This window comes from Streptomyces sp. NRRL S-920 (genome assembly GCF_000717945.1).
Lineage (GTDB): Bacteria > Actinomycetota > Actinomycetes > Streptomycetales > Streptomycetaceae > Streptomyces > Streptomyces alboniger.
The window spans coordinates 1-15,098 of sequence record NZ_JODF01000074.1 but is presented as its reverse complement, the minus strand read 5'-3'; the positions used below and the strand labels follow the sequence as shown (position 1 = coordinate 15,098).

The following is a 15,098-nucleotide window of genomic DNA, read 5'->3' as shown; positions in this document are numbered from 1 at the left end:
CCTACGATCCGATGCGCTCGCGGCGCCTGGAGTGCCGGTGCGGAATCCCGCGGTGCGCCCGCGCCGCCGCCATCGGCTGGGCCGGCACGGCAGGCAGCGCCTCGGGGGTGAGGCGCGGCTCGGCCACGGCGGGCTCCGGCCGTACGGGCGGCGCCTCTCGGACCGCGGGACACGACTCGGGTGCGGTCGACGTCTCCCGCGCGATCCGCTCGCTGGTCAGCAGGATCAGGCCGCCGGCCGCGACGACGCCGCAGCCCAGCGCCAGGACGGTGCCCGTGGCGCCGTAGCGGAAGGTTTCTTCGAAGAGGGTCAGGCCGACCGCAGCCGCCACGACCGGGTTCACCACGGTCACCGTCGACAGCGGCGCCGCGAGCCCCGCGCCCCGGTAGGAGGCCTGCGACAGCAGCACCCCGGCCGCCGCGAGCACGGCGATGACGGCCAGGCTCGGGAGCTGGCGGACGAGCGCCACATCCCGCTCCCAGTCGACGGCCACCGTCTTGGTGAAGACCGAGGCGATGCCGAAGGCCGCGCCGGCCGCGCAGGCCAGCAGCACGCTGCGCACCACGGGGTGCCGGTGCACCGCGTGCGCCGCCACCATCAGGGCGAGGACACCGCCCCCCGTGACCAGGCCCAGCATGAGGCGTTCGGCGCTGTCCAGGGACTGCGGGCCGGACGCCGAGGTGAGCGAGAGGAGCCCGGCGAGCCCCACCGTCGCCATGATCGCGCCGCGCCACGCGGCGGCCCCGGCCCGGCGGCGCACGAACACGGCCGCCATCGGCAGCGCGAAGACGATGGTCAGCGCGCCCAGCGGCTGGACCAGACTGAGCGGGCCGTAGGCGAGCGCCACCACGTGCAGAAGCGCGCCGAGACCGTTCAGCGCGATCGCCGCCCACCAGGCGCCGCGGTGCAGCGGCGCGTACCGCTGGTCCGGCGTGGTCGACGCCACCCGCTCCTGGAGGATCGCCCCGCCCGCGTACGCCACGGCGGAGACGAGGGAGAGCAGCACGGACAGCGCGAGGGCACTCATGAGGTGCTCCGCGGCGTGCGGTGCGTCCGGTGGTCCCGGCGAGGCGAACGGTCGGCTTCCATAGTTACAACGATGCCGCTTGAACCGCCCCACGTCGTCGTACCTGAGCAGGCAATCGCTCCTACTACCGATGGAGTACGACCCCCGCCGCGTCCTCCCCAGGGCGGGGTACCCCCTAGGGGCACAGGAGGAGACCCCCGGAGCACGCGGCCGCCGGGTGGCTTGCTGTACTGCTCTGGTGACCACCCGTATCGACCTGGCAGAACTGGCATCCGTCGGCGGCTTCTTCGCCCTCCGCACGGGGCCCGCGCCCGGCGCCGCCGCGCCGTTCACGCAGGTGTACGCGCCACCGGCCGACGCCGACCCGGACCCGCTGACCTTCCGTGTGCGGAAGGTCGCGGGACGGCTCGGCGCCCCCGAGGACCGTATCGCCGTGTCCGTGGCCCAACTGGGGCTCGCCGCCCGGCTCTGGTCCGTGGCGCTCGGCTCCGCGGCGCTGTACGGCGCGGTGCCCGACCTCGATCCCGCCCTGCTGCGCTGGGACGCCGACGGCACCTCGCCCGACGACCTGTGGCTCGGTGACGTACGCCTGCTGCCCGCCGACGCCGGGGCCGTGCGGGACGTCGTGCAGCACGGCCATCTCGCGCCGCTCGCCGACGCGTTGCGCGCCCGGTACCGGATCTCGGCCGGGCTGCTGTGGGGCAACGCGGGCTCCGCGCTCGCCGGCGCCGCGCGCGAACTGCACGGCTGGGCGGCGCGGGAGGGACGCGCGGACGTGGGGGCCAGGGCCCTGGAACTGGCCGCCGCGCTCTTCGACCACCCCGACCTGCGCGACACCGGCACCCTGCACGGCACGGCCTTCCGGCGCCGCAGCTGCTGTCTCTACTACCGGTGCCCCGGCGGCGGCGTATGCGGCGACTGCTGCTTCGAACGACCGCCCCGGCGCTCTTCCCCCGGGGCGTCGTCTGGGTGACCATGAGGGAGCGCGGCCGACATCAGGCGGACGACGGAGGGTTCTGCGTGAAAGTGGGACTGCTCACCCGGGAGTACCCGCCCGACGTGTACGGCGGCGCGGGTGTCCATGTCGAGTTCCTCGCCCGGGAGTTACGCTCCCTCGTCGACCTCGATGTGCACTGCTGGGGCAAGGGGACGGGCGAGGGCGTGGCCGAGGGGCTGACGCACCACCGGCCCTGGCCCGCGCTCGACTGGGCCAACGACGCGCTGCGCACCTTCTCCGTGGACCTGGCGATGGCCGCCGCGCTCGCCGGGCGCGAACTGGTCCACTCCCATACCTGGTACGCGAGTCTCGCGGGCCACGTCGGCAAGCTCCTGCACGGCATCCCGCACGTGATGACCTCACACTCCCTGGAACCCCTGCGCCCGTGGAAGGCCGAGCAACTGGGCGGCGGATACGCCCTGTCGAGCTGGGCCGAGCGCACCGCCGCCGAGTCCGCCGACGCGGTGATCGCGGTCTCCGGCGCCATGCGCGAGGACATCCTCGCCTGCTACCCCGCCGTCGACCCGGCCAAGGTCCACGTCGTGCACAACGGCATCGACACCCAGCTGTACCGCCCCGACCCCGGCACGGACGTCCTGGAGCGGCTCGGCATCGACCCCGCGCGCCCCTACATCCTGTTCGTCGGGCGCATCACCAGGCAGAAGGGTGTACCCCATCTACTGCGCGCGGCCCGCGAGTTGGACAGTGACGCCCAGCTCGTGCTGTGTGCGGGAGCCCCCGACACCCCGGAGATCGACGCGGAGTTCCGCGTGCTCTTCGAGGAGCTGAGCAGGGGCCGCGCGGGCGTCCACTGGATACCCGAGATGCTGCCGCGCCCCGAGGTCGTCCAACTCCTCACCCACGCCACGGTGTTCGTCTGCCCGTCGGTGTACGAGCCACTGGGCATCGTCAACCTGGAGGCGATGGCGTGCGGTACGGCCGTCGTCGCCTCGCGGGTCGGCGGCATCCCCGAAGTCGTACAGGACGGTGCGAGCGGGCTGCTCGTCCCCTACGAGCACAAGGACCCGGAGGGCTTCGAACGCGACCTCGGGCGGATCCTCGACGAACTGGTCACCGACCCGGCGCGGGCCGGGGCGATGGGCGCGGCCGGACGGCGGCGCGCTCTCGGCGAGTTCGGCTGGGACGCGGTCGCCCGGCGCACGGTCGAGGTGTACGAGGAGATCCTGCACGCCGACAGATAGCCGACAAGGCCGACATGGCCAACAAGGCCGACAGGTAGGGGGCTGGTATGCGCGGTGGACCTTCGGTGCTCGGAATCGTGCTCGCGGGCGGAGAGGGGAAGCGGCTGATGCCGCTCACCGCCGACCGGGCCAAGCCGGCGGTCACGTTCGGTGGGACGTACCGCCTCGTGGACTTCGTCCTGTCCAACCTCGTCAACGCCGACATCCTGCGCGTCTGCGTCCTCACCCAGTACAAATCGCACTCCCTGGACCGGCACGTGACGACGACCTGGCGCATGTCGAGCCTGCTCGGCAACTACGTCACGCCCGTGCCCGCCCAGCAACGGCTCGGCCCGCGCTGGTACCTGGGCAGCGCCGACGCCATCCTCCAGTCCCTCAACCTCGTTCACGACGAACAGCCCGACTACATCGCCGTGTTCGGCGCCGACCACGTCTACCGCATGGACCCGCGGCAGATGCTCCAGCAGCACATCGACAACGGCGCCGCCGTGACCGTCGCCGGAATCAGGGTGCCCCGCGCCGACGCGTCCTCCTTCGGCGTCATCACCCCCGCGCGCGACGGGACGCGCGTCGAGAGCTTCCTGGAGAAGCCCACCGATCCGCCGGGCCTCGTGGATGCCCCGAACAAGGTCTTCGCCTCCATGGGCAACTACCTCTTCACCACGAAGACGCTCGTCGACACCCTCCAGCAGGACGCCGAGAGCGAGGACTCGGCGCACGACATGGGCGGCTCCATCCTGCCCATGCTCACCGAGCGCGGTCTCGCCCAGGTGTACGACTTCGACGACAACCACGTCCCCGGTGAGACCCCGCGCGACCACGGCTACTGGCGTGACGTGGGCACCCTGGACTCCTACTACGACGCCCACATGGACCTGATCTCCGACCACCCCGTCTTCAGCCTGGACAACCGGCGCTGGCCGATCTACACGCATTCGAGCGGCCTCCCGCCCGCGAAGTTCTGCGCGGGCGGCATAGCGGGCGAGTCGATCGTCAGCCCCGGGTGCGTCATCCGCGGCCAGGTCACCCGCTCCGTCCTCTCGCCCGGCGTGACCATCGAGGAGGGGGCGGTCGTACAGGGCTCGGTGCTGCACGACAACGTACGCGTGGGGCGGGGCGCGGTGGTGCGCGGCGCCGTCCTGGACAAGAACGTCGACGTACCGCCCGGAGCGACCATCGGCGTCAATCCGGAGCGTGACGATGAGCTGTACACCGTGTCGCGGAACGGAGTGATCGCGCTGGGCAAGGGACAGCTGGTCCAGTGAGCGCGCGGGCCGCGAGTTTGGTAGTGGGGGCCGCGGCTACGTAAAGTTCCGCTTTTGGGAGCTTCCGCGGACGGCCAGACACGCCGCGGCACGGAATGACACGAGGACAGCGGCGATGACGGTGACAGACGAAAGCCAGGAGGAGACCGTCGCGTACGGTCCCGGCATCGACCCGGACCGTCTCGCCGTCTGCCTCAGCGTGCTCGACGAGCTGGACAAACTGGACGTCGACCACCCCGACGCGATCGCGGTCCGCCGTGCCACGGCCGGGATCTACCGCACGGTGAAGCAGCGCCGCCGCCAGGAGCGCCGCGCCGCCAAGACCGCCCACGACCGGGCGGTCACCGAGGCCACGGCCACCGGCTCCGCCGACCGCATCGACGACGAGACGGCGGGCGTGCTGCCCTCCTCCTCGGCGAAGGGCGAGATCGCGGGGATACTCCAGCGCCCGCGCTCCTGCTACACCTGCAAGACGCGGTACGTCGAGGTCGACGCGTTCTACCACCAGCTCTGCCAGAACTGCGCCGCCGAGAACCGCGCCCGCCGCGACGCCCGCACCGACCTGACCGGCAAGCGCGCCCTGCTCACCGGCGGCCGCGCCAAGATCGGCATGTACATCGCGCTGCGGCTGCTGCGTGACGGCGCGCACACCACCATCACCACGCGCTTCCCGAGCGACGCGATCCGCCGCTTCAAGGCCATGCCCGACAGCGACGAGTGGATCCACCGCCTGAAGATCGTCGGCATCGACCTGCGCGACCCGGCCCAGGTCGTCGCGCTCGCCGAGTCGGTCGCCGCCGAGGGCCCCCTCGACGTACTGATCAACAACGCCGCGCAGACCGTACGCCGCTCCCCGCAGGCCTACAGCGAACTCGTCGCCGCCGAGTCCGCCCCGCTGCCCGCCGGCGAACTGCCCTCCTCCGAGGTGATCGGCACCTTCGGCTCCGGCGCCGTGGCCGCGCTGCCGGTCCCCGGCGGCGGCGCGCTGACCGCCGACGACGTCACCGGACTCGCGCTGGTCACGGGCTCGGCGTCCCTGGAGCGCATCGCAGCCGGTACGGCGATCGACGCGGGTGGCCTGGTGCCCGACCTGCACGACACCAACAGCTGGATCCAGACGGTGGAGGAGGTCGGCCCGATCGAGCTGCTCGAAGTCCAGCTGTGCAACTCCACCGCGCCGTTCATCCTCATCAGCCACCTGCGTTCCGCCATGGCGGCCGCCGCCGCGGCGAACGACGACGGCCGCGCGTACGTCGTGAACGTCTCCGCCATGGAGGGCGTTTTCGGCCGCGGCTACAAGGGCGCGGGCCACCCGCACACCAACATGGCCAAGGCCGCCCTGAACATGCTGACCCGCACCAGCGCGCAGGAGATGTTCGAGAAGGACCGCATCCTGATGACCGCGGTCGACACCGGCTGGATCACCGACGAGCGTCCGCACCCCGACAAGATGCGCCTGGCCGAGGAGGGCTTCCACGCCCCGCTCGACCTGATCGACGGCGCCGCCCGGGTCTACGACCCGATCGTGCGCGGCCAGGCCGGCGAGGATCTGTTCGGCGTCTTCCTCAAGGACTACGCGCCCGGTAAGTGGTAGCAGGCGTACGGGAGCGGGCCGCCTGACCGGCGGCCCGCGCACCCGAACGGCTCAACGTCCACCCCTGTCACCTGCGCCCCTGTGGCCCCAGGCGCCCGGCCGCGCTTCGGTGTCCGGAATTTACCCAGCCTTGAGCTTCCATCGAGCACGGCCGCGCTCATTTGGTTAACCTAGGTCGAACGGGTGGCCACGAGAGATCCACAAACGTCTCTCGGCCACCCCGGGGACAGGCCGGCGACCACGGCCGCGGTCCCGCCAGACACCGGCGCCACCGCGACCGAACTGCCCTTGGCCTTTCCGTTACGCGACACAAAGGAGTGCGCGGTGACACCAGAACTGACGAAGCAGGAGAAGCGATCGGCGGAACGCGGCGGCGAGCGGGCCGGAAGACCCCACACGCTCCGCAACCTGGAGGCGTGGGCCAAGGCGGCCCCCATCCGGCTGGCGGGGTACGAGGACGACCTCGCCGAACCGCACATCCTCCCCGGTATCGACTGATCGGTACCTCTCCGATCCGTCCGCTTCGCCCCGTGCCCCCTGCCTTACGGCGGGGGGCACAGGCGTTTCGGGGCGGCCCGTTCCCGATGGCGTGGCGGGCGGGCCGGTGTTCCCCGCGGCGCGATCGGCCGTCCCCTCCACGGCCGTCCGCCCCCGTCGCCATCTCACGCCAGTACCCAGCAGGGGCCGGGAGATTCACGCGGACGTTGACAGGCGGGGAGCCGATGACTGTAATGGGGCACGTGCCGCGTGGCGCCGACCAAAGAGAAGTGGGCAGGTCGGCGACCGGGCGAGCACCTTCACTCAAGGACGACGCCGAATGAATACGTCGTGAGTTCACCCCCCAGGGCCTTCGCCTGATCCGCGCGCCCTCGCGCGCTCCTCGTCACGCCTTCTTCGCGTGGCGCCCCCCATCTTCACCGCGCTCGACGCGGTTCCTGACACCCTGTACGGAGATCTGACACCGTCATGCCCACACCCTTCAACCAGTCCGTCATCGAGGAGTTCCGCGCCCACGGCGGCAAGGTCGGCGGCCCCTTCGAAGGCAGCGAACTCCTCCTGCTCACCACCACCGGCGCGCGGTCCGGCAAGGAGCACACGACCCCCCTCGGCTTCGTCCGCGACGGCGGGCTGATCCTGCTCGTCGGATCGAACATGGGCGCGCCGCGCCACCCCGACTGGTACCACAACATCCTGGCCCACCCCACGGTGACCGTGGAACTCGGCACCGACACCTTCGAGGCGATCGCCGTCCCCGCCGAGGGCGAGCGCCGCGACCGGCTCTTCGAGCGCGTGGTGGCCGCCGAACCGGGATACGGCGACTACCGGACGCGGACCAGCCGGACCCTGCCGGTCGTCGTCCTGGAGCGGCCCGCGCACGAGGCGGACATCCCCGAGGAGGCGGCGAACCTCGCGGACAAGATGGTCCAGGTCCACCTCTGGCTGCGCGGCCAGCTCATGCACGTACGCGACGAGACCGAGGCGTACTTCGAGGCGCTCGCCGCGCACCGGGGGCCGGGGGCGCCGCCGGCGCCGGGGCTCGGCCTACAGATCCGCCAGCACTGCCTGGCCTTCTGCGACGCCCTGGAGTTCCACCACACCAGCGAGGACGCGCACCTCTTCCCGGCGATGGCCCATCACCACCCCGAGCTGCGCGAGACCTTCGACCGCCTCGCCGAGGAACACCGTGCGGTCGCCCGTATCCAGGGTGAACTCGCCGCGCTCCTCGCGGACGTCCACGGCACGGACCCGGAGCGGTTCCGCGCCGAACTGGCCCGAATGACGGCCGAGTTGACCCGGCACCTCGACTACGAGGAGGCATCGCTCCTGCCGCTGCTCGCCGAACTGCCGTGGCCGCCCGGACCGCCGACCGGTGAAGGAGAGCGCCGCCACTGACGCGGGCTCACGGCCGTGCGGTCGGCCAGGTCGTCGACGACGTCGCGCAGGCTGCCCGCACGGGCGTGGACGGCGCGTTGGCGCTCGGCGCCGCCGCCGTGTGCGATGAGGTGCCGCAGGACCGCCGTCACCCGGGGGAGTTCACCGCGCTCCGCCAGGGCCGGCCGGGCGTACGCGAGAAGCTCCCGCAGCCGGTGCGAGGTCGGCACGAGGCGGTGGGTCCGCGGATCGAGGCTGTGCCCGGTCAGACCGTCGCGGGCGCACCGCCAGTACGCGGCGCGCAGCAGCGCGTCCTCCATGGCGGGCCCGGGGTCCCCGCGGCGCACCCGCTCCAGCGCCTGCACGACCAGCGCCCGTACGAGGACGGCGAAGACCGCCGCCTCCTCGACGGACGAGGGGACGTCCATCGCCCTGATCTCCACGGTCGGCAGGTGGGCGCACGGCCGCACGTCCCAGTACAGCGAGCGTTCACCGAGGGTCGCGCCGGTCTCCCGCAGCGCGGCCGCGAGCGCGTCGTAGTGGGCGGCCGAGGAGAAGTACGGCGGCGGGCCCGCCACGGGCCACCGCGTGGCCCCCAGGGTCCGCCAACTACAGTAACCGCTGTCCCTCTCGTCCCAGAAGGGCGAGTTCGCCGCCATCGCCACCAGGACGGGCAGCCACGGCCGCAGATGGTTGCTGACCAGGACGGCGTGGTCACGGTCGGGGACCTGGACGTGCACGTGGAGCCCGCAGAAGGCGAAGGTGTCGTACAGAGACCGGAACGTGGCGAGCGGGGCGAGGTAGTGGGCGTCGCCGTTGAGCGGGATCGGCGCCCGCATGCCCAGCAGCGGAGTGCCGGAGGCGATGGGCCGCGCACCCTCGCCCGCCGCGGCGCCGGCCACGGCGCGGCGTACCCGCCGCAGCTCCTGACGCAGCTCCCCCAGGGTCCCGCAAGGGGGTGTCTTGCCCTCCACCTGGTAGCGGGACGCCTCGCCCGTGACCAGGTCCCCTAGCTCCGGCCTGGCGCGAGCCAGGACCCGCGGCGCCGCCGCGACGACCGTGCGCTGTGCGGTGTCGACGAGGAAGTACTCCTCCTCGACACCGACGGTGGGGGAGTGGTCCGCCATGTGCCGTGTCCTTCCGCCGACGCGAGCGCGCATGCCCGTCCACTTTCCTCGCCCCGGGGGGCGGCTGCGACCCCGCGCACCCGGCCGTATGACCTGTTCCCGCCCCACGGGCCGCCCGCGGGCCCGTGCTCAGGCCCCGCGCACCGGCCCCGTGCTCTCCCGCTCGATGAGCCGGGGCAAGGGCACCTGCACGGTGGCCGCCGGGCCGTCGTCCAGGAGGGCGAGCAGTTCGCGGGCGGCGGTACGGCCGAACGCCACGGTGTCCCGGGAGAGGGCCGTCAGCCACGGGTGCACCATGCGGCACAGCGCCGAGTCCTCCCAGGCCACGACCGACACGTCGTCCGGAACGACGAAACCCAGCGAGGAGGCGGCGGCGACCCCGGCCACGGCCATCACGTCGTTGTCGTACACCAGGGCGGTCGGCGGCTCGGCCGCCTCCAGGACGCGCCGGGTCACGGCGGCGCCCTCCGCGTCGCTGTAGTCGGTCGGCACCGAACGCACCCCGGACAGGCCCCGGCTCGCCGCCTCGGCGCGCAGGGTGCGCATGCGGCGCTCGGTGTGCGCGAGCCCTTCCAGGCCCGCGATGTGCACGATGCGGCGGTGCCCGAGCGCGTGCAGGTGGCCCACGACCGACGCCATCGCCCCCGCGTCGTCCGCCCACACCGTGGAGAGGCCCGCGTGGCCCGCGTCCGGGTCGGGCACGCCGCCCGTCACCACGGCGGGCAGCCCCAGCTCGTCGAGGAGCGCGGGCCGGGGGTCGGCCGTGCGCGGGTCCACCACCAGCACGCCGTCCACCCGGTGCTCGGCCCACCAGCGGCGGTAGACCGCGCACTCGGCCGCCACGTCCTCCACGACCTGGAAGAGCAGCCCCAAGTGCCGCTCGGCCAGGACCTCCTGGACCCCGGAGATGAGTTGCAGGAAGAACGAGTCGACGCCCAGCGTCGCCGCGGGCCGCGCCACGACCAGGCCCACCGTCGCCGAGCCCTCGCCGGACAGGGCGCGCGCCGCGGTGCTGGGCCGCCAGCCCAGTTGCTCGGCGACCCTGCGCACCCGGTCGCGGGTGATGTCGGAGACACCGGGCCGGTCGTTGAGCGCGAAGGAGACGGCGCTCTCGGAGACCCCGGCCCGGCGCGCGATGTCCTTCATGGTCGGCCGGCGTGCCGGTGACCGCTTGCCTTGCACCCGTAGCCCCTTTCCTGGCGCCCGCATACTAAAGCGCTTGAGCGACCAGACTCTAAAGCGCATTAGTCATTCGCCGCAAGACTCTCAACACACCCCTCCGACCTGGGGTGTTGGCGAGGAGATACCGGGATCTTCGATATCGGTCCACCAAATCCATTGACTTTGTGCGGCGGTTGGATGCAGGGTCTGCCTCGGCGTGGCTCGCGCGGCTCGGACGGCCGTGGCCATCGCCGTCTCGCGCTGGGCCGAGCAAAGGAGCCGTTTCACCGTGCGTATCTCCCGTATCTCCCGCAGAGCGGTCGCCACCGGCGCCGTCCTCGCTGTCCTGCTGCCGCTGAGCGCCTGTGGCGACGGAGGTGACGGCGGCGGTTCCACGGACGCCTCCGGCAAGATCGAAGGCAAGATCACCTTCCAGACCTGGAACCTGAAGGCCAACTTCAAGCCCTACTTCGAGGGTCTCGTCGCCGAGTTCGAGGACAAGTACCCCGGCACCGACGTCAAGTGGGTCGACCAGCCCGGCGAGGGCTACGCCGACAAGATCAGCGCCGACGCCGCCGCGGGCACGCTGCCCGACGTCGTGAACGTCTCGCCGGACCTGGTCGCCCCGCTCGCCAAGGCCGGCCTCGCCCTCGACCTCGACAAGGCCGCGGGCAAGTACGAGAAGGAGTACCTGCCCGGGGCCTGGAAGAGCCATCAGATACCGGGCACCGAGGGCACGTACGCCTTCCCCTGGTATCTGAACACCGGGCCGCTCTTCTACAACAAGCGCCTCTTCAAGGAGGCGGGCCTGGATGAGAACAAGCCGCCGAAGACGTACGACGAACTCTTCGGGCAGGCACTCCAGTTGGCGAAGAAGAGCGACGGCGAGGTGGCCACGCTCGCCAACGTCCCCACCATCGAGGACTTCGGGCGCTACGGCGTACCGCTGATGAACAAGGAAGGCACCGGCTTCACCTTCAACGACGCCAAGGGCGTCGAACTCCTCACCGAGTACAAGAAGTTGTACGACGCCAAGGCGCTGGACGGACAGGCGCTGACCGCGACACCGGAGTCGACCGGCAAGAAGTTCCTCACCGAGGCCGTCGCCATGAACCCCGGCAGCGCGCTCGACCTGGAGAAGTTCAAGAAGGAGGCGCCGAAGCTCTACAAGAACATCGGCATCACTCCGCAGATCAGCAGCACCGGCAAGGACAATATGTACGTGATGGGCGTGATGGTGAACGCCCGCACCAAGCAGACGCCCGCCGCCGTCGCCTTCGCGCACTTCGTCACTGACGCCAAGCACCAGATGGAGTTCGCCAAGAAGGTCGCGATCTTCCCCAGCACGCAGGGCTCCCTCGACGACCCCTACTTCACCAAGCAGGACGGCAAGGAGGAGACGCGGGTCCGCATCGCCGCCGCCAAGTCCATGAGGACGGCGGTGAACTACACGCCCGTGCTCTTCAGCGAGCAGATGAAGGTCGAGCTGCGCAACGCGGTCGCCAGGGCGCTCCAGGGCAAGGAGAGTCCCGAGGAAGCGCTTGACAACGCTGTCAAGCAGTGTGACCGGCTGCTGAAGCAGAGCTGAGCGCCGGCCCCGTGCCGAGCCATGACCAGGGAACGACAGCCATGAAGAGCAGCACCCGCACCAGTACCGTCCGGATCAGACGCCAACTGCCCACCAGTCCCTGGCTGTTCGCCGCCCCCGGGCTCGCGGTCGTCGCCGTCTTCATCCTCTATCCGTTCGTCAGCACGCTGAACAACTCCTTCACCGACAAGAGGACGTTGATCCCCGGCGAGTACGTGGGCCTCGCCAACTTCCGGGAGCTGCTGCACGACGACATGTTCTGGATCGGCCTGCGCAACAGCACGCTGTACGTCCTCGTGGTCGTGCCCGCGCTCGTCCTGCTGCCCCTGCTGCTGGCGATGCTCGTCCAGAAGCACATCCCCGGAATCACCTTCTTCCGGTCCGCCTTCTACACCCCGGTGGTCGCGTCCATCGTCGTGGTCGGCCTGATCTGGGTGTGGATGCTGGACGAACGCGGCCTGGTCAACGCCGTCCTGGAGGCGGTGGGCGTCGGCAAGGTCGGCTTCCTCAGCGACCAGTGGCTGCTGCTGTTCAGCGCCATGGCCGTCACGGTCTGGAAGGGCCTCGGCTACTACATGATCATTTACCTCGCGGCGCTCGCCAACGTGCCGCGCGAACTCCACGAGGCCGCCGCGGTCGACGGCGCGGGTGCGGTGCGCCGCTTCTTCAGCGTCACCGTGCCCGCCGTCCGCTCCACCATGGTGCTCGTCGGCGCGCTCTCCTCGGTCGCCGCCTTCAAGGTCTTCTCCGAGGTCTATCTGATGGCGGGGCCCGCCGGAGGGCCCGCGGGCGAGGACACCACGCTGGTGATGCTGGTGCAGCGCACGGGCACCGGCCTGACGGGCCGGGTCGGCTACGCCTCGGCCATCTCCGTCGTCGTGTTCGTCGTCACCGTCGCGCTCATGCTGCTCGTGCTGCGGGCGGACCGGAAGGAGGACGCGTGAGCACAGCAGAGAAGGTCCCCGCGGTGGTCACCGGGCGCGGGCCCGGCGGCAGCGGCGGGGCGCCCCGCAAGCCGCGCCGCCGGATCACCGACGAGAACGGCCGCCGGATGCCCCTGTGGGAGATCATCCTGCGCTACGGGCTGCTCCTCGCCGTACTGGCGCTGATGATCGGCCCGTTCCTGTGGCAGCTGTCCACCTCCCTGAAGGGGCCGCACGAGGACATCTTCAGCTCGCCGCCGAAGTTCCTGCCCTCCGACCCGACCCTCCACAACTACGGGCGGGTCGCCGACACCATCCCCGTCTGGGACTACGCCCTCAACTCCCTGAAGGTGGCCGCCGCCAACGTCGTCACCAACTGCGTGGGCGCCGCCCTCGCCGGGTACGCCCTGGCGCGTCTGCGCTACCGCGGTCGCAGGGCGGCCACCCTCGTCTTCATCCTGGCGATGCTGGTGCCCGTGGAGGGCATCATCATCGCCCAGTTCACGACGATGCGTGAGCTGGGTCTGAACAACACCCTCATCGGGGTGCTGCTGCCCGGCTGCGTCTCCGCGCTCAACGTCCTGCTGATGCGCAACGCGTTCCTCAACGTGCCCTACGAGATCGAGGAAGCCGCGTTCGTGGACGGTGCGAACGTCTGGCAGCGGTTCGTACGGATCGCGCTGCCCGCCGTCAAGGGCACCCTCGCGGTCGTCGCGATCTTCGCCTTCATGGGGGCCTGGGACGACTTCCTGTGGCCGCTCATCGTGCTCAGCGACCCGGAGCGGTTCACCCTCACCATCGGCCTGAACTATCTGCACGGCACCTTCGCCAACGACGAACGCCTCGTCGCCGCGGGCACGGTCATCGCCGTGCTCCCGCTGATCGTCCTCTTCGCCTGCCTCCAGCGGTACTTCTTCCGCGGGGTCGGCGAGGGCGCGGTCAAGGGCTGACCCCGCGCCGTCCTCCGAGTCTCTCCAGAACCCAGGATCCGCATTGCCTTCTCCCGCGCCTTCGGGCACGCCGCGCTTCGGCGCCAACTACACGCCCAGCCAAGGGTGGTTCCACCACTGGCTCGACTTCGACCTCGACGCCGTGCGCACCGACCTCGACGCGCTCGCCGCCCTCGGCCTCGACCACGTACGGGTCTTCCCGATCTGGCCCTACTTCCAGCCCAACCGCGCGCTCATCCGCCCGCGCGCCGTCGATCAGCTCGTCCAGCTCGCCGACGCCGCCGCCGAGCGGGGCCTCGACATCAACGTCGACGGCCTCCAGGGCCATCTGTCGAGCTTCGACTTCCTGCCCGCCTGGACCCAGACCTGGCACCGGCGGAACATCTTCACCGACCCGGACGTCGTGGCCGGGCAGGCCGACTACCTGCGTACGCTCGCCGCCGCGCTCGCCGACCGGCCCAACTTCATCGGCATGACCATCGGCAACGAGATCAACCAGTTCGCCGCGGGGCCGCACCCCGACCCCGACCGCATCACCCCCGAACAGGCCGACGCCTGGCTGACCACCGTCCTGGCCGCCTGCGAGGAAGGCGCCCCCGGCAGGCTCCACCTGCACGCCGAGTACGACGCCGCCTGGTACCAGGACGACCAGCCCTTCACCCCGGCGCAGGCCGCCCGGCTCGGCGGCGCCACCGCCGTGCACTCCTGGGTCTTCAACGGCACGGCCCAGCGCCACGGACGCACCGGCACAGCCACCCGTACCCACGCCGCGTACATGATCGAGCTGGCCAAGGCCTGGGCCCTCGACCCGCGCCGCCCCGTCTGGCTCCAGGAGGTCGGCGCGCCCGCGCCGCTGATCCCCGCCGAGCACGCGGCCGCCTTCACCGAGGAGACCATCGAGGCCGCGCTCGACTGCCAGGACGTGTGGGGCGTGACGTGGTGGTGCTCCCACGACGTCTCACGCGACCTCGCGGACTTTCCCGAACTGGAGTACAGCCTCGGTCTGTTGACCAACGACGGACGGCTGAAGCCCGCGGGGGAGGCCGTCGCCCGCATCGCCGAGGAGTGGCGCGGGCGTACGTACGCGCCGGCGCCCCGGGCCACCGCGCTCGTCGTGGACGACGCCCTGTCGCGGCGCTCGGCGTGTGCGCCGGGGGGAGCGGTGTTCGAGGCATTTGCTCGCCTCGTGGCGGAGGGGGTGCGGCCCTCGGTCGTCCTTGCGGGACGAGCGGCCGACCCGGGACACCTCGCTGAGAGGGGCATCACGGAAGTCCTGTATCCGGAGGAGGTCCGCTAGGGCCTGTCCGGCGGATCATGCCGCGGGCCGCGGGGTCTGGCACTTCCCCAAGCTCTCGGCTTCGCTCGAGCAGGGGAGACCCCATCCAAGCTCTC

The 15,098-nt window shown here is 71.4% G+C and carries 13 protein-coding genes; 10 read left to right on the top strand and 3 right to left on the bottom strand.

Annotated elements, in window-relative coordinates; genetic code table 11:
* Position 1 precedes the first annotated feature (1 nt).
* The gene (locus IG54_RS0132850; RefSeq protein ID WP_234336441.1) at positions 2-1,027 is read right to left on the bottom strand and encodes a DMT family transporter; all 1,026 of its coding nucleotides are present in this window, start codon (positions 1,025-1,027) and stop codon (positions 2-4) included.
* Positions 1,028-1,265: 238 nt separating this feature from the next.
* On the opposite strand from IG54_RS0132850, the gene IG54_RS0132845 reads away from it, so the two are divergent.
* From IG54_RS0132845 to IG54_RS0132820, 6 genes are all read left to right on the top strand, one after another.
* A complete protein-coding gene (locus IG54_RS0132845) occupies positions 1,266-2,000 on the top strand; it encodes an IucA/IucC family C-terminal-domain containing protein (protein WP_234336440.1) in 735 nt (244 codons plus the stop codon).
* Positions 2,001-2,047: 47 nt separating this feature from the next.
* Complete coding sequence (gene glgA / locus IG54_RS0132840) at positions 2,048-3,226, top strand: glycogen synthase (RefSeq protein ID WP_030793189.1); 1,179 nt, start codon at positions 2,048-2,050, stop codon at positions 3,224-3,226.
* A gap of 47 nt (positions 3,227-3,273) precedes the next feature.
* Positions 3,274-4,491 carry a glucose-1-phosphate adenylyltransferase gene (gene glgC / locus IG54_RS0132835; RefSeq protein ID WP_030793187.1) on the top strand — a complete coding sequence of 406 codons (1,218 nt, stop codon included), beginning with the start codon at positions 3,274-3,276 and terminating at the stop codon, positions 4,489-4,491.
* Between the two features lie 115 nt (positions 4,492-4,606).
* Positions 4,607-6,085 (top strand): SDR family NAD(P)-dependent oxidoreductase, encoded by a 1,479-nt coding sequence (locus IG54_RS0132830; protein WP_030793185.1) that lies wholly within the window; start codon positions 4,607-4,609, stop codon positions 6,083-6,085.
* Positions 6,086-6,409: 324 nt separating this feature from the next.
* The gene (locus IG54_RS42670) at positions 6,410-6,583 is read left to right on the top strand and encodes a hypothetical protein (protein WP_199809625.1); all 174 of its coding nucleotides are present in this window, start codon (positions 6,410-6,412) and stop codon (positions 6,581-6,583) included.
* Between the two features lie 468 nt (positions 6,584-7,051).
* Positions 7,052-7,978, top strand: a complete 927-nt coding sequence (locus IG54_RS0132820) for a nitroreductase/quinone reductase family protein (protein ID WP_030793182.1) — start codon at positions 7,052-7,054, stop codon at positions 7,976-7,978.
* On the opposite strand, the gene IG54_RS0132815 is transcribed toward IG54_RS0132820, so the two are convergent.
* Complete coding sequence (locus IG54_RS0132815; RefSeq protein ID WP_063756294.1) at positions 7,891-9,084, bottom strand: carboxylate-amine ligase; 1,194 nt, start codon at positions 9,082-9,084, stop codon at positions 7,891-7,893. The genes IG54_RS0132820 and IG54_RS0132815 overlap by 88 nt on opposite strands.
* Before the next feature lie 129 nt (positions 9,085-9,213).
* Positions 9,214-10,230, bottom strand: coding sequence for a LacI family DNA-binding transcriptional regulator (locus IG54_RS0132810; RefSeq protein WP_234336439.1), 1,017 nt, complete (start codon positions 10,228-10,230; stop codon positions 9,214-9,216).
* Positions 10,231-10,534: 304 nt separating this feature from the next.
* Here IG54_RS0132810 and IG54_RS0132805 point away from each other — a divergent pair, with 304 nt between their 5' ends.
* Genes IG54_RS0132805 through IG54_RS0132790 form a run of 4 tightly spaced genes read left to right on the top strand, consistent with a single transcriptional unit; the run spans position 10,535 to position 15,003 of the window.
* Positions 10,535-11,833 carry an extracellular solute-binding protein gene (locus IG54_RS0132805; protein ID WP_030793175.1) on the top strand — a complete coding sequence of 433 codons (1,299 nt, stop codon included), beginning with the start codon at positions 10,535-10,537 and terminating at the stop codon, positions 11,831-11,833.
* Between the two features lie 41 nt (positions 11,834-11,874).
* Positions 11,875-12,777 carry a carbohydrate ABC transporter permease gene (locus IG54_RS0132800; protein WP_030793171.1) on the top strand — a complete coding sequence of 301 codons (903 nt, stop codon included), beginning with the start codon at positions 11,875-11,877 and terminating at the stop codon, positions 12,775-12,777.
* The gene (locus IG54_RS0132795; RefSeq protein WP_030793168.1) at positions 12,774-13,706 is read left to right on the top strand and encodes an ABC transporter permease subunit; all 933 of its coding nucleotides are present in this window, start codon (positions 12,774-12,776) and stop codon (positions 13,704-13,706) included. Before IG54_RS0132800 ends, IG54_RS0132795 begins: the two co-directional genes overlap by 4 nt.
* A 43-nt stretch (positions 13,707-13,749) precedes the next feature.
* Positions 13,750-15,003 (top strand): glycoside hydrolase 5 family protein, encoded by a 1,254-nt coding sequence (locus tag IG54_RS0132790; RefSeq protein ID WP_030793165.1) that lies wholly within the window; start codon positions 13,750-13,752, stop codon positions 15,001-15,003.
* Positions 15,004-15,098: the final 95 nt, after the last annotated feature.